Origin of the sequence: Ligilactobacillus salivarius DSM 20555 = ATCC 11741, from assembly GCF_001435955.1 — a bacterium.
In the GTDB taxonomy this organism is placed as follows: domain Bacteria; phylum Bacillota; class Bacilli; order Lactobacillales; family Lactobacillaceae; genus Ligilactobacillus; species Ligilactobacillus salivarius.
Map to the genome: position 1 here is coordinate 21,151 of NZ_AYYT01000004.1, position 25,993 is coordinate 47,143.

The window sequence follows — 25,993 nt, forward strand, 5'->3', positions numbered from 1 at the left end:
TACTTTTATTTAGAAATCCTTTCTATAACTTATCTTACTTTTTCCATAATTGCTAGATATTTTTACTTGGAATGGTATTTGTTCTTGCAATTCTTTAACATGACTGATAATCCCTATCATCCTATTTTTTCCTTCAATCGTCTGCAAGGCTTCCAATGCTATCTGTAATGCATCGCTATCCAAGGAACCAAATCCTTCGTCTACAAATAAAGCATCCACAAATATTCCACCAGCATTAGCTTGGATAACCTCACCTAAAGCTAGTGCTAGAGCTAAAGCAGCAATAAAACTTTCACCACCTGATAAAGTTTGAACTGGTCTAACTTTCCCAGCGTTATCATCGTATATATTAATCTCTAATCCTGTATTACTACTATAACTACCTTTTTCATCTTTTATTTGGAAACTATATCTTCCTTGAGTTAATTCTTTCAAACGTCCATTAGCAACATTTAACACTCTTTGAAGGTACATTTGTAGCACATATCTTTCCAAACTCAACTTAGTAGCACTTTTACCAGTCATTACATCTGATAATTGTTTCCATTCTGCCATTAACTTATAATTTCCTTTTTGTTCTTGCAGTAATTGTTCTACTTCTTGCTTTATTTTTTGTATATGGTTAATTTCCGTTGTAATATCACTAAATTCTGCTTGGAATGTTAGAAGTTCTTTTCTTTTATCAGCAATCACACTATTACGTTCAACTAAATTTGGCATTTCTCTATTATTAATTGTTTTGTCCAATTCCGATATTTTTGTTTTTACTATTAATATTTGTTTTTCATAACTATTAATTTCATTATTAATAGAATCTAATCGTGCTAGATCCTTAGCTAAGGAAGCTATTTCTTCTAAATTAATCTCACTATTTTCTATTAATGTAGTTATTTCCTTATTAATTTTACTTAGTCCTTTTTTCTTACTTTCTAATTCTTGATGATTGCTATCAATATCAGCTTGAACTTTAATTAATTCTGCTTTAGTATCTTGAAGTTCTTTAGTGATTTTATCCTTATTTATTTGATAATCTTCCACTCTCTTTTTAGTATCTGTAATATATTCTTCAACTTGTTTTACATCTTCAAATTCAGGACTCAACTGCTTTTTTTGTTCTTGTAGAGTAGTTTCGGTCATTTTTAAGCGATAATATACATCATCATATTGTTCTTTTAATTTATCTTTTTCTTTCTCTAAATTAGCTATTTCATTTTTTATTAATTGACTGTCACCTTTTAACTTTTCTTTCAAGCTGACTTTATTTTCAAGATCTTTTGCTTTTTTCTGATACTCATCATTTTTAATCTGAAATATTTCTTGTAGTTCTAATAAAGAATGTTTTTCCCCTAGTTCAAAATCAAGTAATATTTTATCTATGCTTTCTTTTTTATTTTGTTCTAATTCTGTTATTTCGTCTGTTATAGATGTTAGTCTTAACTTAAATTCTTTTGCTTTAGATCTTTCAATTTCAGCTTTCTTATTCGCTAATTTTACATCTTCCTCAGTTACTTGTTCCAATTCATCTATTTTAGCTGGTAATGGATGTTCTTTGGATCCACATACTGGACAAGGTTCTCCTGGTGCTAATTGTTTAGCAAGAAAGTAAATTTGATTTTTTACCCACAAAGTATTTAACTTTTCTTCAGTATCTGTACTTTCTTGTACTAATTCTTCCTGTTCTTGATATTTCTTTTCTAATTTTTCTTTTTGTAATTTCTTTGATTCAATTTCACTATCTAAATGATCTACTAAATCTATTTTTTCGCTCAGTCTAGTTAATTTATTATTCTCATTAACCAACTCAACTTGTTTCTCATCTATATTTTCTAACTTAGCTAGTTCTTTTTCTAAATCATTATAGCTTACTTTTTGTTTTTCTAGTTCTTTTACTGAATTATCAAGCCTATTTTTAGTATCTTGATGATTCTTATCCAAATTATCCAATTTTTCTTGATTTACTTTTACATCTTGATAAATTGGTAATTTTACTTCTAATGTTGAAATCTTATTTTTTAGATTCTCAATATTTTCTTGTTGCTTTTCTAGCTCTTGGGCTTCTATTTTTGCAGATTCATGTTTTTGAATTAAAAATTTACTTTCTTGATTTAGTAATACCAATTTGTCACTTTTTTCTTTTATCTGTAATTCTAAATCAGTTTTATTGTTAAATATTTGTTGATTTTTTTGATACCAAGCCAATTTATAAGCGTAAATTTTCTTTAATTCAATCTTATCTTGATTATTTTCTAGAGATTGTAGTTTATGTATATTGTCCTCTTTTTGCTTAATACTATCTGCTAATACTTTTTCATTTTGATAAGTCTCAACCAAGTTATCAAGTTGCTTTTGACTAATAGTTATATCGTTATTTACTTTTTCTTGTTTTTTCTTTTTTTCTTCAATTTGGTTATTAACTTTAACTATCCATTCTTCGTCATTAATTTCATCATTATCTTCAATTTCTACTTGTTGTCGGATTGTTTGTATTTGTGTTGTTAACTTCTCATTTTCACTTTCATTGATTTTTGCTTGTTCTTGGATTTTCTCTGTCCATTTTTGATATAGACTCGTTCCAAATAATTTTCTTAATATCTTTTCTCTATCAGCACTATTAGTATTCAAGAAATTTCTGAATTTTCCTTGTGGTAATAAAACAATTTGTGTAAACTGCTGTGCATCCAAGCCGATTAAGTCACGTAAAAATTTATCTGCCTGATTTTTTTTAGTAATCTCTATATTTTCTTGTTCTTTATTGATATATTTTACTTTTACAGAAGCCTCAACATCTCTAGTTCCATTTCCTCTCTTTTTAGCTAAATTCATTTTGGGGCTACGAATAACTGTGTACTTTATTCCATTATGCTCAAATACAAATGTCACTTCAGTTGTATCATTAGGTGTAGCAAAATCAGATCTCATCTGCTTAGCGTCTCTTTCATCGCCAGAAGTATGATCGAATAAAGCAAAACTCATAGCATCAAAAATGGTTGTTTTCCCACTACCTGTTTTTCCACTGATTAAAAATAAAGGTGTATTATCAAACTCTGTAAAATTCATTGTTTCATCAATATATGGTCCAAAGTACTTCATTCTTAACTTTAATGGTTTCATTTTTTATTCACATCCTTTAATGCATTTTCTACCCATTTTTGCTGATTTGAAGTTAACTTCTCACCTGTAACTTCAGTAAAAAAGTCACTAACTAATTTCATGGGATCAGTTAAATCTCTTTCTTTATTCTCTTCTACTTTCAGCTCTTGAATTTCACTAACACGCCTCAATTCTAAGATCTTAGGATAGTAATTTCTTAATTTATTAATCACATCTGGAATAACCTTAGTGTCAGTCAATCTAATAGCATAATAGTCTTCCTTGGAATACTTTTCATATACCGATGGAGAAATTAAATTGTCAAACGAATCTTCTAATACATTTATTTCATGAACTGGAACTAATGGAACAAATTTAGGTGCTATTTTTTCAGTATCTACAATCCAAACACCCTTTTGAGATGTCGCTTCTGACACTGAAAATTTTACAGGTGACCCACTATATTTTATAGTCTCTGCTTGACTTGCTCTTGCATCATGTAAATGTCCTAACGCAACATAGTCAAAATCATTCAAATAAGAAGTTGGAATAGCGTCTAAACCACCGACCATAACATTAGTCTCAGAATCAGTTTGTGTACTTCCAGCAGCAAAAAAATGTGCAACCAACACATGTTTCATGTTAGGCTTAAACTTTTCTTTTATTTTTTCTACAATAAGTTGCATCGTTTCTTGAACATTTTTCAAATCTTGCCTGTCAAAATAATTTCTTACCTCTTGTGGTTCAAAATATGGTAAGAGAAAAAATTGTGTTTCTTCTATTTCTACTGGTTCAAATGCTCCAGAAATTTTTGTATTTAAAAATAAATTTGTAGCTTTAAACCATTCACTACCAGTATTTAATCTTGTTGCTGAATCATGGTTCCCACTTATAACTAATAAAGGATACTTATCAACCAGATTTAGCCTCTTTAATTTTTCATTTACACTTTTTACTGCTTCTTCACTTGGTAATGATCTATCATATAAATCACCAGCTATAATAATTGCATCAACCTTTTCTTCCTCTGCAATTCTTTCAATTTGTTTAAACGCGTCATCTTCTTCATAATTCAAGTCAAAATTGTGTAGTTTTTTTCCTATATGCCAGTCTGCAGTATGTAAAAATTTCATATTACCCCTCCGAACATAAGTTTTATATTAATTTTACCATATTATAGTGGTAATAAAAAAAGTAGTAGTTAATTTAATTTTTTTACACACTACTTTCAATCCTAAAAAATCTCTTTAATTTTTCTCGTAACAACTTCTTATACTAAGTAATATCTTCGTAAAATAACCAAAGTTTTATCAATTTTTCGATTTTTATGAATAATTTCTGGATATTTTTTACTTTTTTTGTTACATTTTTCAGTACTTTATATTTTTTTGTAATTCCCATTATATCAACATTTAGATCATTAAATAGTCTAAAATATTACAAAATATTACATAATCATCGAAAAAAGTAATTTATATGCTATATGCCTGTTATATTATTTTTCTATACTTATAAACGTTGATACATAGGAGAACTTATTCAAGTTATTAAGCTATGTATATTATTCTAAGATTTAGATTTTAAATAAGAATTTTTTACAGGAGTGAATATTTTATATGAAAAAAACAGCAGTTATCGCATCAGCCGCAGCATTAACAGGTGTCTTTGCTTCCGCAACAGTTGCAAACGCAGATACAGTTACAGTTAAATCCGGTGATACAGTTTCAAAACTTGCTAAAGATTACAACACAACTGTTGATGCTATTGTTAACACAAACAAATTATCAAATGCTAACTTAATCTTTGTTGGTCAAAAACTTGAAATTGGTGAAGCTACTCAAGCTGATAACAACCAACAAGCAGCTCAAAGTCAACAAAGTCAACAAGTTGCTCCAGCTGCAAGTTCACAACAAGCTACTACAAACTACAATACAAATTCTAATTACACATCCAGTGTTTCTGGTAACGAACAAGCTGCTAAGGAATGGATTGCTGCTCGTGAATCTGGTGGCAATTATGGCGCTCGTAATGGTCAATACATTGGTAGATATCAATTATCTGCTTCTTACTTAGGTGGAGATTACTCCCCTGCTAACCAAGAACGTGTTGCAGATCAATACGTAGCTAGTCGTTATGGTTCTTGGTCAGCTGCTCAATCTCACTGGTTATCTAACGGCTGGTACTAAGATTTAGCCACAATTACTATATTGAAATTAATTTTTAAGTCTCAATCCTCTTAGATTGGGACTTTTTATTTTACCAAAAATCAGCATAATAAAAAGGCATCAACATTTATTCCAATGTCGACGCCTAAGGAGATTCTTATAATAAATTTAGATTGGCTAATTGATTTATATTAATTAAGCTTCTACGCCATATTCTTCAAAATATGCAGTTAAAGGTTTTAATTCAGCACCGTCATAACTTGCGAAGAAATCTTCTACTGTCTTTTCAGCATGTGTTGCTTGATAACCAGCAGAAATTGTTTCAACAAATTTACCATCTTCAACATGTAATTCTAGTTCTTCTACTGGAATTCCACGCTTATCAGTAATCTTAGCATCAATTAATACTGGACGACCAGCCTTTGTAGTAGCTAATGCTTCGTCAAATGCTGCAGGAAGTTTTTCAAGAGTCTTCACTGTAATTCCCTTTACTCCCATTCCTTCTGCAATTTTAGCATAGTCAGCATCTACTAAATCAATACCAGAATGATTCATTTCAAAAATATCATCTTGTTCTGATTTAATAAAGTTTAGTGTTTGGTTAGAAGTTACAATGTTGATCACTGGCAAATTATATTTAACTTCAGTCAATAAGTCTTGCATAACCATTGAGAAAGCTCCGTCACCAGAAATATTGAATACTTGGCGATCTGGATAAGCTAATTGACCAGCAATAGCTGCAGGTACTCCGTATCCCATAGTTGCAAATAATGCAGAAATTGTCCACTTTTTATCGCCTTTAAAGTCTAAGAAACGGAAACTGTTAATAATATTATCACCAGTATCAATACCAAAAACAGCATTTTCTTCAGCAATTCGATTAATTTCACGGTACACTTGTTCAAATGAAAGTGGACCTTCTTCTTTATGCATTAATTTGTTAAGATATTTTTTCCAGTCTTTCATAGCTGCAACACTTGCTTTAAAGAATGCACTTTCTGGAGCAGTTTCACTTCTTTCTAAAGCTTTTGCCAAGAATTCTCCTGAATCTGACCAAATTCCTAGATCTAAGAAATGATGTCTACCAAAATGGGATCTGTCATTATCAATTTGTACAAACTTAAAGTCATGTGTACGATATACCAAGTTAGCAAATGGGAAATCTGCACCTAAAGCAATTACTAAATCTGCTGTTGCAAATGCTTCATCTGCAGCTTTAGAAGCAGCACGATTTAATGTACCTAAATTACCTTCATAGTCATCAGGAACAGAACCTTTTGCTAAACCTGTAATTGTTACTGGAATTTGTAATTTTCTAGATAACTCTATTAACTTATCAGCATTTTCTTTAATACCTGAACCCACATGGAAAATAGGACGTTTAGCATTCTTAACTAATTCTAAGAACTTGTCAACTTCTTCATCTGTTGGTGCTGGCTTAGGTTCAGCTTTATCTAAAATTGTAGTAGATGCATAGTCTACATCTGGAATTTCTACATATCCAAAATCGTTAGGAATTACAACTACTGCTACACCTTTATTCTTATAAGCTTCACGAATTGCTTTATCAACAACATAAGGTAAACTTTCTGGTGTCATTACAATACGATCATATACTGCTACATCTTGGAACATTGGAACTTCAGGAAATTCTTGGAAATAATCATAGTTCATATTAGTATGAGGAACTTGTCCTACTAATGCTAAAACAGGTGCATGATCTTCCTTAGCATCATAAAGTCCATTTAATAAATTAACTGCACCAGGTCCAGCAGAACCAAAAGTCACACCTATTTGTCCTGTTAATTTTGCGTGAGCAGCTGCAGCTAAAGCACCTACTTGTTCATGTCTAACTTGAATATAATTGATATTTTCTTTTTCAATATCTAGCGCTTTCATTGTTGAGTTAAAAGAACCACCTGGATAACCATAAACATCCTTAACTCCCCATGCTTCTAAAACTTTTAACATAGCAACACTTGCTGCAATTTTCTTTTCAGTCATAAATAGAACCTCCATAAAACAAATCTAAATTATATATTGCAAACGTTTTCTTTCGATTACGTTTTATAGTGTACTACTTACTTACTTTTAGTGCAAGTGTTTTGTGCAACTTTTTTATTTTATTTTATATTCATTAGGATCAGCATCTAAAGGTTCATATTCATCCATTTGACTATCGCGGTAATCCCACCATTCATTTTCATATCCTACAAATCCTGCTTCAAGCATCGCATCATTTAGGATCTTATAATTTTTCTCTTGTTCAGGGGTTCTTGGTGCTTTTCTAGCAGCCATTTCAGAGAAATCATCAAATCCAGTTTGCATCTCTACTTCATTTCCTAGATTATCAGTTAGAGTTAAATCAAATGTCACACCTTTTTGATGGCTGAAATTTGGATTAGGTTCAGCCACAAATTTAGGATCAGGATAAACTTCAAATAATTTTTTCTGAGATTTTACAGGACGATAAGCATCCCATACTTTCAATCTATATCCTTGTTTCTTTACAATTGCACTTGCTTCAGCTAGTTTGTATGCGGTTCCGGTTCTGGCTATAGCAGTAGTAAAATCATAAATTACTTTGCCTGTAAAATTATCTTCTGTCGCATATTTTAGATCAACAATAATATCTGGATCTAATTTCTGAATATTAGTAAATCCTGTTAATTTTTTATCCATCTAAATCACCTCTGTCTTAAATTATAACTTATAGATCTATTATTTTCTCTTCCTACTTTTTAACTTATAAATCATTTTAAAGTTGACACCGTGTCACTTTTGGTGTATGATACTTTTTGTAAAGTTGACACCGTGTCACTAATTAATTTAAATCAAAGGAATGATAATTTATGCCTTCATCTACATTTGAACATTTATCTGAAAAAAAGAAAAATACAATTATTCTCGCCTTACTCCATGAATTTTCAAAAGTATCTTTGAGTAAAGCTCAAGTTGCTCCAATTGTTAAAGAAGCTGAGATCGCACGTGGTGCCTTTTATAAATATTTTTCTGATTTAACTGATGCATATATTTTTCTTTATAAGTTAGCAATGAAAGACATCCATACTCCCTTTATTTCTAAGGGCGATCAAACAGCCGATGCTTACGTTCAGCAAACTCTTGATTTTTTGACCAATACTCAAAAAAGTAAATATTATGACTTAATAAGGATGCATATCTTACATAACGAACATCATATTCCTGCCAAACCAATGTCTCCTGACGTTTCCCCTTTAGTTTGGGCAGTTGCTGAGTTATGTCACGCAACAATTAGAGAAAGTATGAGTTCTCCCGATAAACAAGATAAATATCTGGAACAACTTTACGTAGTTTTGACAAAGCTTTTGGAAAAATGAAAGGAATGATACTGTATGTTTCTTGCTTTAAAAGAAATTAAACATGAAAAGTTACGTTATGGCTTAATCATTGCCATGATCGCCCTGATTAGTTATTTAATCTTTATCCTAACAAGTCTTGCATTAGGTCTTGCTCAAGAAAATACTGCTGCTATTGATAGTTGGAAAATAAAGAGTGTTGTCCTTAATAAAGATTCTGATACTAATTTACGTCAATCGTTATTAACTACCGAACAAGTAAATAAACTGACAAAGAACAAAAATAATGCCGTTATTGCTGAGGCTACAGTTGTTGCTAAAGCTACTGATAAAGAAAAGCAATCTGCTTCTTTTATCGGACTAGAGAAAGAACAATTTATTAATCGTGACTTAAAAATAAGTAGTGGTAGAAAATTTACTAATAATCATGAAGTTGTGGTTGACGATTCTTTTAAACAAAAAGGATATAAATTAGGAGATTATCTAACCTTAAATTCAGATAGTACTAAATATAAAATTGTTGGATTCACTCATAATGCTAAAATTAATATTTCACCTATTATTTATGGAACTACTACAACATGGCAAAATTTGCGTGGTATGGGATCTAATTTCGGTGGAAGTGCTATTGTTTCTAAAAAAAATTCAATCAAAAATACTGATACTTCGTTAAAACTTTATACAGTTGAAGAAGTTATTAATAAGTTACCAGGATATTCTGCTCAGAATTCAACTTTTATCTTTATGATTGGATTTTTGATGATCATTTCCCTAATTATCATTGCAGTATTCCTTTATATAATCACGATTCAAAAGATTGGTAACTATGCTGTTCTCAGAGCTCAAGGTAGTCCTGCTAAACTTTTAGTTAATGCTACTTTTTCTCAGTCACTAATCCTAACTATTATTGGTCTTGGAATTAGTATCTTTTTAACTATCGGAACGTCATTTTCAATTCCAAATACTGTTCCTATGTCCTTTAACCTAACTTTTATGTTTGTCGTCTCGTTAGGATTAATTTTAATGGCAATTCTTGGTTCACTAATTCCTATCAGAATTGTTCTTAAAGTAGATCCTGTTTCTGTTATTGGAGGATAAAAAATGTCTGTTATTGAATTAAAAAATATTAATAAGTATTTCGGTAAAGATACTGCTCAAGTACATGTCCTACGTGATTTAAATTTTACTGCTGAAAAAGGAAAGCTCATTTTAATCCTAGGTCCATCTGGTTCTGGCAAAAGTACCTTTTTAACGATTGCTGGTGGGCTTCAATCTGCAGATTCTGGACAAGTAATGATTAATGATAAAGATATTAGTGTTTTTTCTGCTAAAGAACGTGATAATTTACGACTAAATCAAATTGGCTTTATTTTACAAGCTTATAACTTAGTTCCTTACTTAACTGTCGCTGAACAATTTACTTTAGTTGATAAGATTAAAAAAGTAAATAATCTTTCTAAAGAGGCATTAAATCAATTATTAGTTAAACTAGGTATCGATAATTTGATTAATAAATATCCAGATCAACTATCTGGTGGTCAAAAACAAAGAGTGGCCATTGCTCGAGCCTTATATACCAACCCTGAAATTATCTTAGCTGATGAACCAACAGCTGCTTTAGATAGTGTAAAAGTTAAAGAAGTTGGTAGTTTACTGGCCAATCTAGCCCATGACCAGAATAAAGCAATTCTTGTCGTCACACATGATGTTAGATTAGAAAAATTTGCCGATGAAATTTACCAATTAGATGATGGAAATTTAATAAGATCTAAATAATATAATATTAGGCGCAACAATTCATTTCATTTGTTGCGTTTCTTTTTGTGGTGCTATACTTAAATGTATATTTTATCTAGAGAGATAGGAGAACTGTAATGAATTTAAATAATACTATTAAAACGCAACTTAATCATCGCTCTATTAGACATTTCAAGAATCAACAACTTGATAAAGAAACCTTAAATACTCTTTATGAAGTTGCAAATCATACTGCAAGTAGCCAGTTTCTTCAACAATTCTCTATTATTCATGTTACAGACAAGAACAAACGCACTAAGTTAGCCGAAATTTGTAACCAACCACCAGTATCTGAAAATGGTGAACTTTTTATCTTCTTAATCGATCTACATCGCAATGTAAAATTGCGCCAAGAAGCTAACCTTGATGATGGTCGCTTGCATACAATGGATTTGTACCTTCAAGGCTTATCTGATGCTACTTTAGCTGTTCAAAACATGTACCTTGCAGCTGAAAGTTTAGGCCTAGGAGGCGTAATTCTAGGTAGCATTCGCAATGATATTCGTGCTGTCAGTGAATTATTCAATCTTCCTGATATGGTAATTCCTGCTTTAGGTTTGCAAATAGGTATCCCTGATGAAGAAATTCAGCAAAAGCCTCGTTTACCATTATCATTCAAAGTCTTTGAAAATGAATATCAGGATAATCTGTCTACACAAGACTATGAAGATTACGATAAAGAAGTTGAACATTACTATTTAAGTCGTACCTCTAACCCACGTAAAGAGAATTTCACTCAACAAATTATTGGCAAAAATAGCAATCTTAATCGAAAAGTTACCAAACGTGATGAAGTTCTCGAATTAACACATTCTAAAGGTATGCTTTGGAATTAAAAAATTCCTAAGACCTGATTGGCTTACATTTCCAATCAAGTACTCAGGAATTTTTTTATAACATTTCATACAATTCTGGATTTACCCTGTCCATTAATGGTGTTAATTCTTTAACAACGAATATATCTAATCTATGCATCGCTCTAGAACAAATTGTATAAACTAATTGTCTTTCACTTTCATCATGATAATTATTTCTATTAGCATTCCACATTATTACAGCATCAAATTCCAGTCCCTTTGCTAAAAATGCTGGTACCACAATTGTCCCTGGAACTAAGCGTTGGTTTTCAGTCTTAATTAAAGTAACTTGAGCACCTTTTTGCTTTAATTCCTCTGTCAACTTCTCACATTCAGCTAATGTTTTACCAATAATTGCAGTAGTCATCTTTTCTGCATCATTTCTGTGCAATTGCATAACTACATCATTAACTAATTTTTCTTCATCGCTATCAATTGTAATAGTTGGTAATGGTCCTTTGCGAGCAAAAGATGTAACCTTTTCTCCATTTACTAATACTTCTTTTGTAAAGTCTGTTATTTGTTGGGTTGAACGATATGATTGTGTCAATTGGATAACTTTTGTTCTATCTTTATCAAACATTGTGCCTAATTCGTCCAACAATGTATGGCTATTTTCCTTGGTAAAAATAGCTTGATTTAAATCACCTAACATTGTAAATTTAGCACGTGGAAAACCAAATTTTAGATATGCTAATTGATATGCTGTATAATCTTGAATTTCATCAATAAAGACATGCTTAATATCTACTTCGCCACGTTTTCCCGTAATCAAATCATACAAATACAGGTAAATAGTTACATCAGCTATTGTTAATTTATGATTTTTCAAACGACTGATTGTCATATCGACATCATCATTCCACTGTTCTAAAGTTAAATCAAATTTTGCTAAATCAACTAGTTCTGGAATATTACGCATGAAATGAACAAATTGTTTATTAATACTTAAAAAGCGATTACGCACAATAGCTCTTTGAACTGGACGTAATTGTTTCATAACGTAACTGCGGGCTAAGAATTTTAGCTCTTGATCACCATTAACAAAATTACGTGGCTCATCACCATATAATTCATTGAGCTCTTCTCTACTTAAATCTTGTATTTGTTTTTGAACACTATCTTGCTTAGCAAGTTCTCCTACCTTACTATTCAGAATTTTAATAAGTTTTTCTTTAGTAGCAGACAAACGATTACGTAGATTGTAATTACTATTAAAACTATAGTAAATTTTCTTTATATCTTTTTTAGAGAAGAAGATTTCTCCATTATATTTTATATCTCTAAATCTCATTCCAGCAGTATTTAAATAATCACTATAATTAGTTGTCGCATTAAACATTGTTAAGCTGCTTTTTAAAGCTGAAATTTTTCTTCTTAATGGCTGATTATCTTCATCAAATCTTTCTTGTAACGTCTCTACATGTATCTTAGGTAGACGACGTTGTGAATATTGATAGTAAGTCATTTGAACCATATTTTGTTCCCCTAATTCTGGTAGAACTTGATCAATATAGTCATTAAATAACTGGTTTGGTGAAAATAATACCACTTGACTCGAGCTCAAATTTCCACGATAACGATACAATAGATATGCTACTCTTTGTAATACAGCAGATGTTTTACCTGAACCTGCAGCACCTTGAACAAATAGCAAGTCAGACTTAGTATCTCTGATAATCTTATTTTGTTCTTTTTGAATCGTAGTAACAATACTCTTCATCTTAATGTCAGAAGATTCGTCTAGAACTTCCAATAACATTTGATCCCCAACAGTTTCATCAGTGTCAAATAAAGTTATGATCTTGCCATCTTCTACCATAAACTGTCTTTTTAGAGTTAATACTGCTGTTTGTGGGCCATCAGGTGTATCATATGTTACTTCTCCTAATTTACCATCATAGTAAATACTAGAAATTGGAGCACGCCAATCATAAATCATAAAATGGTCTGGGGTATCCGCAAACGAACCTAATCCTATATAAATAGATTCCTGCTTACCATCATTCTCAGTGAAATCTATTCTAGCAAAGTACGGCTTTTTCTCTAACTTTTCAAGAACTTCTAATCTCTGTGTTGCATGTTGCCAACTATTTTCGCGTTCTTGTAAAAGTTGTTGCTGTTGTCTTACAGTTAGACCAGTTTCCATAATTCCAGCATAGGAGCCTGTTTTAATTCTGACATTATTTTTAAAATCATCCATAATGTCTTTTCTATCTTGTTCAACCTTATTAATCTCGGATTGATGTCTCTTTTCAGCTTGCTTTATTTTAGCAACAACATCATCCATATGTTTTTGTTCTAATTCTTTTTCAGTAAGAGCCATTTTTAACAACCCCTTTCAAATTATCAAAAAACTCGTCATACTATTGTATCATTTTTAACTGTTTATAACAAATTTTAAATATTTTTTATAACTATTATCCTTTACTTAATTTATAAAAAAGTAAAAATCATTTAATTTAACCTACAAATAAATCACTCGAGCCTGTATAATAATGTATTGTAATAATACGAATACAGTGTTGAAGGCTAGGATGAATAATTTAATTCATTCTAGCCTTTATGTTATACTTATATAGAAAAAATTTAAGATTAGAAGGTATTACTATGTCAGTTTCATTTTTAATTGTTACACTGGCAGCTTTTATCACACCTATGGTTTTAGCAAGATTCAAAGTATCTTTTCTTCCTACTTCAGTTGCTGAAATTATTATAGGTATTATTATTGGTAAAAGTTGTTTCAATTTAATTCATGCTGATACGCTCTTGAGTTGGTGTTCAACTTTCGGGGTTATACTATTAATGTTTTTAAGTGGTATGGAAATTGATTTTAGCTTATTTAAGAAGAATTCACATACCTTATCCCCGTTAGAAGCAAAAATGGCAGCTAATGAACCTAAAACTTCACCTGTTAGAGCTGCAACTTATGCGTATGCTTTTTCTTTAGTCGCATCGCTAATTTTAGCTTTGCTATTTAAAGTTACAGGCTTATTCTCAGATGTTGGTTTAGCTACTATTTTATTTAGTACTGTTTCTTTAGGAATTATGACTTCATTATTGAAAGAAAATGAGTTACTAAGCCGTCCATTCGGTCAAACTATTCTTTTGTTCTCTGTATTAGGTGAAGTTATTCCTATGATTGCTTTAACCGCTTATTCCTCTATCTATGCAGGAAAAGGTGCTAGTTTATGGTTGATTACATTGCTATTCATAGCTGCAGCGTTCTTATTCAATCGTTTCAGACACTTCTTCTCATTCTTTGATAAAATCAATAAAGCAACTACACAAATTGATATGCGTCTTGCTTTCTTTGTTATCATCGCTTTAGTTTTAGTAGCTGAGACAGTTGGAGCTGAAAATATTCTTGGTGCTTTCGTTGCCGGAATTGTTTTGAAATTATTAGAACCTGCTGAAGAAACAGAACATCGCCTTGATGCAATTGGATATGGTTTCTTTACTCCTTTCTTCTTTATTTTAACAGGGGTAAATTTAGATATTCCATCATTGATGCGTTCGCCTAAAACATTATTATTAATTCCTTTATTCTTTGTAGCCTTTATCCTCGCAAAACTTCCAGGATATTTTGGTTTCCAAAGACGTTTTAGTAAAAAGAACTCCTTTGTTGGTGCTGTTGCAACAAGTACTACTATCACATTAGTAGTAACAACCTTAAAGATTGCTGAACACTTACATGCTATAACTCCACAACAATCTGGTGCTTTTTTACTTGCTGGAATTCTTACTTGTATCGTAGGACCTGTTTTCTTTAATAAACAATATAAACCTGAACCAGAAGATCAAAAGCAAACTTCATTGCATATTATTGGTGTAAATCTAGTTACAGTATCTGCTGCTCAACAACTTTCTAAAGGAATGTATGATGTTCAAATGTATACAGATAATTCTAAGAATTTTACAACCTACAATTCTCAAGCTAATGTACATTTCTTAGATTCTTTAGATCCTGATGAGTTAATTGCTAATCATATTTTTGATACTGATATTCTCGTTTTAGGGTATGCTGATTATAATGTTAATTATAAATTATCTCTTGCAGCTAAAAAGTATGGTGTAAATCGTGTCATTGTTCGTTTTGAAAATCGTAATCCACTTAATGATATGGAAGATGAACTTAAAAAAGCTGGTATTGAATACTTCAGTTATTTCGATATCAATGTAGGTATGATGCGTTCAATGATTGATAGTCCATCTATGCTACAAATTCTTACAAGTTCTGAATCTCGTTTATATGAAGTGGTAGTTAATGATTCAATTTTTGTTGGAGTTGAAGTTAAAGACTTACCACATATTGATAAGATTACAATCAGTAGAATTTATCGTAATGGACATGCTATTGCACCTCATGGTTATACGCAATTACAATTAGGTGATCATATTATCTTCTCTGCTAGTGCTGAAGAAAGTGCTTATTTCAGACGTAAACTTCAAAGAAGGAATGAATAGTTGTTTAAAAGGACTATGCTCAATGCGTAGTCCTTTTTTCATTCTCAATATACATCACTATCTTTTATCTAAATTATTAATCATCACTACTAACAACTTTAATCTTCTAATACAAATTGCATCACTAATTTTTTAAAAGTATCGAGTTTCCCTTTAAAATTATGATCTGCCTTAGAAATAATTTGACTACTACAATCTGTTTCTAGTACTTCCAATCTCTCAATAAGATCTGAATAATCAACACTAGGATCATATTGACCAAAAACCACTTGTACTTTTGCTCCACTAAAGTTAATCAGGCCCTTTTTAATTTTATGCCAATTAATTGCCAGTGGTGGATTAATTGCTAAAATTCGGCTAACTTTAGTATTTAAATATCCTTGTTGCAATACTAATAATCCACCTCGCGAAATTCCAATTAATATAATTTCTTTAATATCTATTAAGTATGTTGAAACTTTTTCCAACTCTTCTTGTAAATTTAGTGGAGAATCAACTGGATTAGCTGAAACAACCACGGCATATCCTCTTTCATTCTGAATTTTACTTGCTAATTCTAAATACTTATTTTTATACCCATAAATTGAACCAGCAGCACCAGTTTTAATAAAAACTAACTTAGACTTTCCAAACATTAAACCATATTGCTGATCAACTTTATCATACTTTATTTTAGTATTTCTTTCCGACATTATCTGCCCCCTATAAAGTTCTAATTTAAAATTTCAATCCCACAGTTAATTCAATTTTACTATCATATTAATGCATAACAAAAAGCACATCCCAACAAGAGATGTGCTTTTCCGATAATATGGTATATATTAACGTTTTGAGAATTGTGAAGCTTTACGAGCTTTCTTAAGACCTGGTTTCTTACGTTCTTTCATACGAGCGTCACGTGTTAATAAACCAGCTGACTTCAATACTCCACGGAAATCTGGATCTACTTCAAGTAAAGCACGTGCAATTCCATGACGAGTTGCACCAGCTTGACCAGAGAATCCACCACCATTTACGTTAACAAAAACGTCGTATTGACCTTTTGTTTCTGTAACGCCAAATGGTTGTACCATATCTTCGCGAATGTTTGCGAATGGAATGTATTCTTCTGCAGGTTTTCCGTTCATTGTGATCTTACCTGTACCTGGTACTAAGCGAACACGAGCAACGGAGTTCTTACGACGGCCTGTGCCTTGATATTGTACTTGAGCCACTTTCTAATTCCTCCTAGATTAATTTGTTAATATCCAATACTTCTGGTTGTTGTGCTTCATGCTTGTGATCTGCACCACGGTATACATGTAACTTCTTAGCTTGTTGACGACCAAGAGTACCCTTTGGAAGCATACCTTTAACAGATAATGCTAATAACTTTTCAGGATCCTTTTCACGGTAGTCACCAGCTGTACGAGCTTTCAAACCACCTGGATGATTTGAGTGGTGGTAGTAAACTTTATCAGAAGCCTTACGACCTGTTAAAGCAACCTTTTCAGCATTGATAACAATTACATAGTCACCTGTATCTACGTTTGGTGTAAATGTTGGTTTATTCTTACCACGTAAAATAGATGCTACAGCTGATGATAAACGTCCCAAAGGAACATCTGTTGCATCAACTACATACCATTTACGTTCTACTTCGCCTGGTTTTGCAATATATGTTGTACGCACGTTTATTTCCTCCATTTGTTGTATACATGTTTGACATACAATAAGATTAACGGGGCTTACTGTGGGGCAAACAATACCAAATACTAGTTTATTACTTGTTTAACAATAAGTCAATATATAATAATTGAGTTTTCTTATAATTTTTCATCCTCTTCATCATAATATACTTCCTTTAAGTATAAGCCACTAGCTGGTGCTGTCTGTCTTGCTTGACTTCTATCCTTAACTTTATACAATCTCAAAAAATCGTGTACTGGTCTTTTTCCATTACCAATTTCCAGAAGTGTTGCCACCATTATCCTAACTTGATTATACAAAAATCCATTTCCATAAAATTCAAAAACTATTTCATCGTTTACCTTATCTTCGTAAACTTTAGCTTCATAAATTGTTCTTACATGACTTTTCGCTTGACTACCAGAAGCAACAAAACTTGAATAATCATGTGTTCCTTCAACATCTGGCATCGCTTCTTTTATTTTTTCTATATCTAAAGGATACTTATAGTGTCCTGTATACAATCTCTTAAAAGGATTTACAAATTCCCCTCTACTAACACGATATAAGTATCTTTTCCCATGAGTTGTATATCTTGAATGAAAATCATTTGGTACTATTTTGCAATCTACTACTTCACAGTCCAGCGGCAACATACTATTTAATCCTCTCAACATACCTTTAGCAGAAATAGGATGCGGAAAATCAAAATGTACAACTTGCCCTAAAGCATGTACTCCAGAATCTGTTCTCCCTGATCCATAAACAGTTATATACTCATCCTTTTTACTCATTTTGTTAATAGCTTTTTCCAGAACAAATTGAACTGTTCTTTGATTGGGTTGAGCTTGAAAACCAGCAAAATTAGTACCATCATAAGCTAACGTTACTTTAAATCTTTGCGTCATATTTCTTCCTTTCAATTAGTTTTTTAGAATAATTAATGCTATTGTTAAAACTGCAAAAGCAATGATAGTCATCGTATCACGCAATTTCCATACATGTACTCTAAATTTAGTTCTACCCTCTCCACCTTTGTATCCTCGAGCTTCCATCGCAGTAGCCAAATCTTCAGCTCGATTGAAAGAAGATACAAACAATGGGATTAGTATAGGAATTACAGCTTTTACTTGCTCAACTAATGAACCTTCACCAAAATTAACACCTCTTGAACGCTGAGCATTCATTATTTTAGCTGTTTCATCCATTAAAGTAGGTACAAATCTTAATGCTATCGAAAGCATTAGAGAAATTTCATATACTGGAACCTTCAAATATTTCAATGGCTTTAACAATGACTCCATAGCATCTGAAATTTCTAATGGCGATGTTGTTAATGTTAATAAGGTAGACATCACTATTATCAAGACAAATCTAAAAAATACATAGACACCATTTACTAGCCCATATTTAGATAATGTAAAAGGCCCCCAATGCCAAAATACATGACCACCATTTGTAAAAAAGACTTGCAATAATACTGTAAATAATATTAACCAAACTAATGGTATTATTCCTCTAATAAAAAAGCTCAATTTAATTTTTGATAATAATACTCCCAAAAAAGTAAAAGCTATCAACAATAAATATGTTTGCCAGTTATTAGCGAGAAAAATTATTCCTATAAAATAGAAACTTAGTGCTAATTTACTTCGAGGATCCATTCTATGAATTAAAGAATTACCATTGATATATCTTCCTAAAAGTAATTTATTCATTCAAATTTCCCCCTAGTATTTTCAAAATTTCATCAGTTAACTCTTCACTTTGTAGTGGAATACTATGTTTAGAAAGAGCTAACTTATCAAACAATTTGTAGGCAAAATCTGTAGTTTGTGGAAGATTTAAATGATGATTTTTTAACCACTCTGGATCACTAAATAGTTCTTTAGGAGTAGAATCAGCAATTACTTTACCTGATTCCAAGACTATTACATGATCAGCATATTCAGCAACATCATTCATTTGGTGTGTTACTAAGATGATTGTTAAGTTTTCATCTTTATGCAATCTATTAAACATTTCCATCATTTGATGGCGTCCCTCAGGATCTAATCCCGCAGTTGGTTCATCTAATACTAAAACTTTTGGTTCCATTGCCAAAATCCCTGCAATTGCTACTCTTCTCATTTGACCACCAGATAATTCAAAAGGTGATTTCTCCAATACTTCTTCAGGAAGAGCTACTAATTTTGCTTTTTCTCTTGCAATTTTTTCGGCTTCATCTTCACTTTTTCCAAAGTTTTTAGGAGCAAATGCTATATCTTTTAGAACTGTTTCTTCAAATAATTGTGCTTCAGGAAATTGAAAAACAAATCCTACTTCTTTTCTTAATTTTCCCAACTCTTTATTTTTAGTGGTATTATCGATTGTATATCCATTGATTGAAATTTCTCCACTAGTAGGTTTCAATAGGCCATTCAAATGCTGTAGCAATGTAGATTTGCCACTACCGGTATGTCCGACTATTGCCGTATAACTACCGTCTTTAATATTTATAGATACATCTTTCAATGCTACATGTTCTAAAGGTGTTCCAATTTGGTAAGTATAATTTAATTTTTTTGCTTGAATTGACATAACCAATCGACCATTTCCTCTTCTGTAAAATATTTATTTGGAATATCTACACCCTTTTTTGTAAGTTCTCTTCTAATTTTCTCAGCAAAAGGAATATCTAATCCAATATTTAATAATTCATCATTCTTTATAAAAATAGATTCTGGCTTACCATCATCAATTATTTTACCGTCATCGAGAACAATAACTCTATCTGCTAAAGTAGCTTCATCAATATCATGTGTAATAGAAATAACAGTGAACTTATACTCATCTTTTAAATCTTTGATAAGAGTAATCAAACCTTTTCTTCCTTCTGGATCAAGCATACTTGTAGCTTCATCAAGGATAATTATTTTAGGTCTCAATGCTAATACTCCAGCAATTGCTACTCTTTGCTTTTGTCCACCAGATAATCTTGCTGGTTCATGAGTAGCAAATTTTTCCATCCCGACAACTTTCAAAGCATCGGCTACACGCGATACCATTTCTTCTCTAGGTACTCCTTGATTTTCTAAACCAAATGCTATATCACTTTCAACATCCGCGCCAACAAACTGATTATCGGGATTTTGGAATACCATTCCTATTTTTTTTCTGATATCCCAAATATTTTTTTCATTCATTTCATAGCCATCAACTTTTATACTGCCAGATTCAGCCTTTAACAGTCCATCTATTAGCCGAGCTAATGTGGATTTTCCACTACCATTATGCCCAATTAAAGCTATCCATTGACCGTCCTTTATATTTAAAGTTAAATTTTTCAGAATGTATTTATTTTGTCGAGCGTATTTGAAAGATAAATTATCAATTTCAATTATATTTCCATCTGTCAAACTCATAAACAATTACTCCTAGATATTATATATACATAGTAATAATATACCATATATAAACTAAGAAAACTTATTTTAGTCATGACGTATTCAAACAAAAAAGACACTCGTAATGAGTGTCTTTAAAATGCTAATATACCAATGATTATGATAAATATCAATTTTATAGAAAACAAAAAATCACTTTTTATAACGAAGATTCACAAGATATCAAATATCTGCTACTTTGGACTAGACTCGGTTAATTTATATCTCCCAACATCATAACACCCAATTATCGTTATAAAAGTGACAATTTCTTTTATTTACTTATCGAAAGTTTAGTCGACTAATTCTAGCACAACCATCTTTGCAGCGTCGCCACGACGTTCACTCATCTTAAGAATACGAGTGTAACCACCATTACGTTCTGCAAAACGAGGTGCAAGATCATCAAATAACTTTTGTAAAGCTGATTGAACAACTACATCGTCGTTTTCTTCTTTTACATCAGCAACAACATTCATTACAAATGCAGCAGCGCGACGACGAGAAGCTAAATCACCTTTTTTACCTAAAGTAATCATCTTTTCAACAAATTTACGAACTTCTTTAGCACGTGTTTCTGTTGTAACGATTTTTTCGTTAACAATTAAATCAGTTGTTAAGTTACGCAACATTGCCTTACGATGTGCACTTGTGCGTCCTAATTTACGGTAAGCCATGAACAGATTCCCTCCCTTTAGTTATAGTAAATTCTAGTCATCATGACGTAAAGACAAGCCAAGATCTGCCAATTTAGCCTTAACTTCGTCTAAGGATTTACGTCCTAAGTTACGTACTTTCATCATGTCAGCTTCAGACTTATTAGTTAATTCTTGAACTGTATTGATACCTGCACGTTTTAGACAGTTATATGAACGAACTGACAAATCAAGCTCTTCAATCGTCATTTCTAACATTTTTTCTTTATGCGTTTCTTCTTTTTCTACCATGATTTCAGCATTCTTAGCTTCATCTGTTAAATCAACAAACAATGCCAAGTGTTCTGTTAAAATCTTAGCAGAAAGACTAATAGCTTCACTAGGAGTGATAGAACCATTTGTCCACACATCAAGAGTTAATTTGTCATAATCATTTTTTTGACCAACACGTGTTTTCTCTACTTGGTAGTTAACGCGTTCGATCGGGGTATAAATAGAGTCGATAGGTAATACACCAATTGGCATATCATCTGCAAGAGCCTTATTATCATTAGCTGAAACATAACCACGACCCTTATTAGCATTCATCCGAACATGAAGTTCAGCCCCATCAGCAACTGTACAAATATATTGTTCTGGATTAAGAACTTCTACATCACTATTACTCTGGATATCTCCAGCAGTCACTTCCATCGGACCAGTAACATTAATTTCTAATGCTTGACTGTCTTCAGATTCCATACTTAAAGCAACTTTCTTCAAATTCAAAATGATTAAAGTAACATCTTCAAGAACACCTGGAATAGTAGAAAATTCATGAAGAACACCATCAATTTGAACGTCTGTAATAGCAGCACCTGGTAATGAAGAAAGTAAGATACGACGTAAAGAGTTACCTAAAGTTGTACCATAACCACGTTCAAGCGGTTCTATAACAAACTTGCCGTAGTTATTATCTTCTTCAATTTTATGAATTTTTGGTTTTTCAAATTCGATCATTCTTATCTTTACCCCTTTCAAAACGTAACGTGTAATCTGGCGAAAACATTATGAGTTTCTCTCAAAAATGAATACTGACCCACATTAAACACGACGGCGTTTTGGAGGACGGCATCCGTTATGAGGAACTGGTGTAACATCCTTGATAGATGTAACTTCCAAACCTGTTGTTTGAAGAGCACGAATTGCTGCTTCACGACCAGAACCTGGTCCTTTAACTGCTACTTCAACTGTCTTCATACCATGTTCCATAGCACCTTTAGCAGCTGCTTCAGAAGCCATTTGTGCTGCAAATGGTGTAGACTTACGAGAACCCTTGAAACCAAGAGAACCAGCTGAAGACCATGCTACTGCGTTACCATGAACATCAGTAATCATAACAAGTGTATTATTGAATGTTGAATGAATATGTGCAACACCGCTCTCTATATTCTTCTTTACACGGCGCTTGCGTGATTTCTTAACTGCCATGAAATAGCTAACCTCCTTTGTTAATTATTATTTCTTTTTACCTGCAATTGAAACTGCTGGGCCTTTACGTGTACGTGCGTTGTTCTTAGTATTTTGACCGCGAACTGGTAAATGACGACGATGACGTAGACCACGGTAAGAGCCAATTTCAGAAAGACGCTTGATGTTTAAGGAAACTTCACGACGAAGATCACCTTCAACTTTGTACTTATCTACAACTGCACGAATCTTATCTTCTTGATCAGCTGTTAAATCACGTACACGAACATCTTCTGAAACACCTGCTTCGCTCAAGATCTTTTGAGCTGTGGAATTACCGATACCATAAATGTAAGTTAATCCGATTACGACACGCTTGTTACGTGGTAAATCGACACCTGCAATACGAGCCATTACAATTACACCTCCTAATTAATTATTATCCTTGACGTTGTTTGTGCTTTGGATTACTGCAAATAACCATAACGCGACCTTTACGCTTAATTACTTTACAGTGTTCACACATTGGTTTAACTGATGGTCTTACTTTCATTAATTATACCTCCTAATATATTCTCGAAGTACAATCTATTTAAAGCGATAGGTAATGCGTCCCTTAGTTAAATCGTAAGGGGACATTTCAACTGTCACTTTATCTCCAGGCAAGATACGAATATAGTGCATTCTAATTTTACCGGAAACATGTGCTAGAATTTCATGTCCGTTTTCGAGTTCAACCTTGAACATCGCATTAGGCAACGTTTCTTTAATCGTGCCTTCAATTTCAATCACATCATCTTTCGCCATGCAAAAGTACCTCCTTAATTGGTTTTAAAACTTTACACGTAAAAATGTGAGAAGCTTTCTTTGGAGTCCCACCTTTTTCCGCAAGTTCATTTGCCTATTTAAAGGCAAACTGAGCCTATTGAAAAGATAAACCTGAATTATAATATCACATATACCTAACTAATTCAAGAAATAATTAAAAAAGAATGCAAAAATATTTGCATCCTTTTAAAATTTATTTTAAGTTATCTAAAATTGCCTTAATATCAGCAAATACTTTGTCAATATCTTGATTGCCATCAACTTCATGTAATAAACCATTTTCTTTATAGTAATCAAGTAATGGTGTATTCATCTTGATATTTACATCCAAACGATTCTTAACTGTTTCTGGCTTGTCATCATCACGTTGGTAAAATTCGTGTTCACCACAACGATCACATGTACCTTCTACTTTAGTTGGATTAAATACTTTATGATATGTAGCACCACAATTACGGCAAATATATCTACCTGTTAATCTTTCCATTAATGATTCAGGATCAACATGAATATTGATAACACCGTTTAATTCTTTTCCTAATTCTTTTCCCATTTCAGTTAATGCTTCTGCTTGAGCCATATTTCTTGGGAATCCATCTAATAAGAAACCTACGTTAGTATCATCTTGTGTCAAACGTTCTTTTACAATTCCGTTTGTTACTTCATCTGGAACTAATTCACCTTTGTTGATATATTTCTTAGCTTCTAATCCCATTGGAGTTTCATTCTTCATAGCAGCGCGGAAAATATCACCAGTAGAAATATGTGGAATCTTATATTCATCAACGATTCTTTCAGCTTGTGTTCCTTTACCAGCACCTGGTAACCCCATCAACATTAAATTCATTGCCATTATAATTACCTCCTAAATTGTACCTGTTAATTATAACTTATTTTTTTAATATGCAAAAGGTCAGAAAGATATAAAATATCTCTCTGACCTTTTCAGTTCTTATTCACGTATAAAGCCTACGTATTCTTGTTTCATCATCATACCATTTAATTGATTAATTGTTTGAATTGTAACACCAACAACAATCAATAAACTAGTACCACCTAGTCCGATTGATTCATCCAATCCCCAAACTGCAGATGCAACTAAAGGAATTAATGAAATAAGACCTAGATACAATGAACCTACTGAACTGAGACGCATCAATAATCTTGATACATATCTTTCAGTTTCTTTTCCTGGCCATACACTAGGTATGTAACTTCCTTGTTTTTGCAAGTTTTCAGAAAGTTTTTCTGGGTTAACTTGAACAAATGCATAGAAGAAAGTAAATACTACAATTAAAACTGTGTAAAGAATCATACCTGGAGTAGATTGCATATTAAAAATACTTGTCATAATCTTATACCATGTATCTTCAGAGTGGTTCTGTGTGAAAGCTAATAGTATTGTTTGAGGTGCTGAAATAAATGAACTAGCAAAAATAACAGGAATAACCCCAGCAACATTAACTTTCAATGGTAAATAAGAATTTTCAGTTGCTCCAGCCAATCTTCTAGTATATTGAATAGGAATTTTATAGCTTGCTTGTTCAACATACGTAACAAATGTAACGATTATTAAAATAACAATCAATAAAATAACTACATATAATATTGGTTCCCATAAATCACTACCAGTAACACCTGAGAACTGATCTTTATAAATCTGTACGATTCCATCTGGAACACGAGATAAAATACCAGCCATAATAATCATAGAGATTCCGTTTCCCAGACCTCTATCAGTTATCATGTCACCCAACCATGTAGTAAACATAGTTCCACCAGTTAAAACAATTCCTACAACTACAAATGTTTTAACACTTGGGTTAGTTACAAGGTTTAAGCTACTCAAAGCATTAAAACCAGCAGTGATTGCGATTGATTGTACAAACGCAAGCACAATAGTTAAATATCTAGTTACTTGATTTAACTTTCTACGCCCTACTTCACCTTGTTTACTCCATTCAACAAATCTAGGAACAATATCCATTTGTAATAACTGAACAACAATTTGCGCAGTAATATATGGAGAAACACCCATAGCAAATAGTGAGAAGTTAGTTAAACCACCACCACTAAAAATATTCAACATATTAATTAACCCTGAAGATGCAACGCTTTGCAGAGCTTTAGCGTTGATCCCAGGGACAGTGATATAAGTGCCTAAGCGAAATACAATCAAGACACCTAAGGTAAATAAGATTTTTTTTCGAATCTCTTTTACAGCTAAGGCGTTCTTCATTGTCTTAAGCATTA

At 32.1% G+C, this 25,993-nt stretch carries 26 protein-coding genes; 6 read left to right on the forward strand and 20 right to left on the reverse strand.

Translation table 11 applies throughout. The features are described from left to right. Nucleotides 1-9: 9 nt before the first annotated feature. Both FC55_RS03285 and FC55_RS03290 read right to left on the reverse strand, forming a co-directional pair. A complete protein-coding gene (locus FC55_RS03285; protein WP_003701364.1) occupies nucleotides 10-3,111 on the reverse strand; it encodes an AAA family ATPase in 3,102 nt (1,033 codons plus the stop codon). Next, nucleotides 3,108-4,223 (reverse strand): exonuclease SbcCD subunit D, encoded by a 1,116-nt coding sequence (locus FC55_RS03290; protein ID WP_003701362.1) that lies wholly within the window; start codon nucleotides 4,221-4,223, stop codon nucleotides 3,108-3,110. Before FC55_RS03290 ends, FC55_RS03285 begins: the two co-directional genes overlap by 4 nt. Before the next feature lie 483 nt (nucleotides 4,224-4,706). Between FC55_RS03290 and apf the strand changes: the two genes are divergently transcribed. Then, nucleotides 4,707-5,276: an aggregation-promoting factor gene (gene apf / locus FC55_RS03295; protein WP_003701360.1), complete on the forward strand. Its 570-nt coding sequence runs from the start codon at nucleotides 4,707-4,709 to the stop codon at nucleotides 5,274-5,276. A 174-nt stretch (nucleotides 5,277-5,450) separates the two neighbouring features. Here apf and spxB read toward each other — a convergent pair whose 3' ends face one another. Further along, nucleotides 5,451-7,259 carry a pyruvate oxidase gene (spxB, locus tag FC55_RS03300; protein ID WP_035150213.1) on the reverse strand — a complete coding sequence of 603 codons (1,809 nt, stop codon included), beginning with the start codon at nucleotides 7,257-7,259 and terminating at the stop codon, nucleotides 5,451-5,453. A 114-nt stretch (nucleotides 7,260-7,373) separates the two neighbouring features. Continuing rightward, nucleotides 7,374-7,937: a M15 family metallopeptidase gene (locus tag FC55_RS03305; RefSeq protein ID WP_003701357.1), complete on the reverse strand. Its 564-nt coding sequence runs from the start codon at nucleotides 7,935-7,937 to the stop codon at nucleotides 7,374-7,376. Between the two features lie 170 nt (nucleotides 7,938-8,107). Here FC55_RS03305 and FC55_RS03310 point away from each other — a divergent pair, with 170 nt between their 5' ends. From FC55_RS03310 to FC55_RS03325, 4 genes are all read left to right on the forward strand, one after another. After that, nucleotides 8,108-8,614 carry a TetR/AcrR family transcriptional regulator gene (locus tag FC55_RS03310; RefSeq protein WP_003701355.1) on the forward strand — a complete coding sequence of 169 codons (507 nt, stop codon included), beginning with the start codon at nucleotides 8,108-8,110 and terminating at the stop codon, nucleotides 8,612-8,614. 15 nt (nucleotides 8,615-8,629) lie between these two features. Further along, nucleotides 8,630-9,691: an ABC transporter permease gene (locus FC55_RS03315; RefSeq protein ID WP_003701354.1), complete on the forward strand. Its 1,062-nt coding sequence runs from the start codon at nucleotides 8,630-8,632 to the stop codon at nucleotides 9,689-9,691. A gap of 3 nt (nucleotides 9,692-9,694) precedes the next feature. Then, nucleotides 9,695-10,369 carry an ABC transporter ATP-binding protein gene (locus FC55_RS03320; protein WP_003701352.1) on the forward strand — a complete coding sequence of 225 codons (675 nt, stop codon included), beginning with the start codon at nucleotides 9,695-9,697 and terminating at the stop codon, nucleotides 10,367-10,369. Between the two features lie 98 nt (nucleotides 10,370-10,467). Continuing rightward, a complete protein-coding gene (locus tag FC55_RS03325) occupies nucleotides 10,468-11,226 on the forward strand; it encodes an NADPH-dependent oxidoreductase (RefSeq protein ID WP_003701351.1) in 759 nt (252 codons plus the stop codon). A 55-nt stretch (nucleotides 11,227-11,281) separates the two neighbouring features. Here the strand turns inward: FC55_RS03325 and helD are convergent, their stop codons facing one another. After that, nucleotides 11,282-13,573 (reverse strand): RNA polymerase recycling motor HelD, encoded by a 2,292-nt coding sequence (gene helD / locus FC55_RS03330; RefSeq protein ID WP_003701349.1) that lies wholly within the window; start codon nucleotides 13,571-13,573, stop codon nucleotides 11,282-11,284. A 284-nt stretch (nucleotides 13,574-13,857) separates the two neighbouring features. Between helD and FC55_RS03335 the strand changes: the two genes are divergently transcribed. Continuing rightward, nucleotides 13,858-15,714, forward strand: a complete 1,857-nt coding sequence (locus tag FC55_RS03335) for a monovalent cation:proton antiporter family protein (protein ID WP_003705295.1) — start codon at nucleotides 13,858-13,860, stop codon at nucleotides 15,712-15,714. 98 nt (nucleotides 15,715-15,812) lie between these two features. On the opposite strand, the gene FC55_RS03340 is transcribed toward FC55_RS03335, so the two are convergent. The 15 genes from FC55_RS03340 to secY all read right to left on the reverse strand — a co-directional run bounded on the left by FC55_RS03340 (nucleotide 15,813) and on the right by secY (nucleotide 25,991). Next, nucleotides 15,813-16,406, reverse strand: a complete 594-nt coding sequence (locus FC55_RS03340) for an alpha/beta hydrolase (RefSeq protein WP_003701347.1) — start codon at nucleotides 16,404-16,406, stop codon at nucleotides 15,813-15,815. Between the two features lie 129 nt (nucleotides 16,407-16,535). Then, complete coding sequence (gene rpsI / locus FC55_RS03345; RefSeq protein ID WP_003701345.1) at nucleotides 16,536-16,928, reverse strand: 30S ribosomal protein S9; 393 nt, start codon at nucleotides 16,926-16,928, stop codon at nucleotides 16,536-16,538. A 13-nt stretch (nucleotides 16,929-16,941) separates the two neighbouring features. Next, nucleotides 16,942-17,385 carry a 50S ribosomal protein L13 gene (gene rplM, locus FC55_RS03350; protein WP_014568676.1) on the reverse strand — a complete coding sequence of 148 codons (444 nt, stop codon included), beginning with the start codon at nucleotides 17,383-17,385 and terminating at the stop codon, nucleotides 16,942-16,944. Between the two features lie 134 nt (nucleotides 17,386-17,519). Further along, the gene (truA, locus tag FC55_RS03355) at nucleotides 17,520-18,290 is read right to left on the reverse strand and encodes a tRNA pseudouridine(38-40) synthase TruA (RefSeq protein ID WP_003701342.1); all 771 of its coding nucleotides are present in this window, start codon (nucleotides 18,288-18,290) and stop codon (nucleotides 17,520-17,522) included. 15 nt (nucleotides 18,291-18,305) lie between these two features. Further along, nucleotides 18,306-19,100, reverse strand: a complete 795-nt coding sequence (locus FC55_RS03360; protein ID WP_003701341.1) for an energy-coupling factor transporter transmembrane component T family protein — start codon at nucleotides 19,098-19,100, stop codon at nucleotides 18,306-18,308. Next, nucleotides 19,093-19,962, reverse strand: coding sequence for an energy-coupling factor ABC transporter ATP-binding protein (locus tag FC55_RS03365; protein WP_003701340.1), 870 nt, complete (start codon nucleotides 19,960-19,962; stop codon nucleotides 19,093-19,095). Before FC55_RS03365 ends, FC55_RS03360 begins: the two co-directional genes overlap by 8 nt. Next, nucleotides 19,938-20,786 (reverse strand): energy-coupling factor ABC transporter ATP-binding protein, encoded by an 849-nt coding sequence (locus FC55_RS03370; RefSeq protein ID WP_003701339.1) that lies wholly within the window; start codon nucleotides 20,784-20,786, stop codon nucleotides 19,938-19,940. The genes FC55_RS03365 and FC55_RS03370 overlap by 25 nt, the downstream gene beginning before the upstream one ends. Before the next feature lie 314 nt (nucleotides 20,787-21,100). Continuing rightward, nucleotides 21,101-21,484, reverse strand: coding sequence for a 50S ribosomal protein L17 (rplQ, locus tag FC55_RS03375; RefSeq protein ID WP_003701337.1), 384 nt, complete (start codon nucleotides 21,482-21,484; stop codon nucleotides 21,101-21,103). Nucleotides 21,485-21,517: 33 nt separating this feature from the next. Then, nucleotides 21,518-22,462, reverse strand: coding sequence for a DNA-directed RNA polymerase subunit alpha (locus FC55_RS03380; RefSeq protein WP_003701335.1), 945 nt, complete (start codon nucleotides 22,460-22,462; stop codon nucleotides 21,518-21,520). Nucleotides 22,463-22,546: 84 nt separating this feature from the next. After that, a complete protein-coding gene (rpsK, locus tag FC55_RS03385; protein ID WP_003701334.1) occupies nucleotides 22,547-22,933 on the reverse strand; it encodes a 30S ribosomal protein S11 in 387 nt (128 codons plus the stop codon). Between the two features lie 27 nt (nucleotides 22,934-22,960). Then, entirely contained in the window at nucleotides 22,961-23,326 is a 366-nt protein-coding gene (rpsM, locus tag FC55_RS03390) for a 30S ribosomal protein S13 (RefSeq protein ID WP_003701333.1), read from the reverse strand. A gap of 25 nt (nucleotides 23,327-23,351) precedes the next feature. Then, nucleotides 23,352-23,465, reverse strand: a complete 114-nt coding sequence (gene rpmJ, locus FC55_RS03395) for a 50S ribosomal protein L36 (RefSeq protein WP_003689393.1) — start codon at nucleotides 23,463-23,465, stop codon at nucleotides 23,352-23,354. Nucleotides 23,466-23,500: 35 nt separating this feature from the next. Continuing rightward, entirely contained in the window at nucleotides 23,501-23,719 is a 219-nt protein-coding gene (infA, locus tag FC55_RS03400; RefSeq protein WP_003689399.1) for a translation initiation factor IF-1, read from the reverse strand. Nucleotides 23,720-23,933: 214 nt separating this feature from the next. Beyond that, nucleotides 23,934-24,593, reverse strand: coding sequence for an adenylate kinase (locus FC55_RS03405; protein WP_003701331.1), 660 nt, complete (start codon nucleotides 24,591-24,593; stop codon nucleotides 23,934-23,936). Between the two features lie 99 nt (nucleotides 24,594-24,692). Further along, nucleotides 24,693-25,991, reverse strand: coding sequence for a preprotein translocase subunit SecY (gene secY, locus FC55_RS03410; RefSeq protein WP_003701329.1), 1,299 nt, complete (start codon nucleotides 25,989-25,991; stop codon nucleotides 24,693-24,695). Nucleotides 25,992-25,993: the final 2 nt, after the last annotated feature.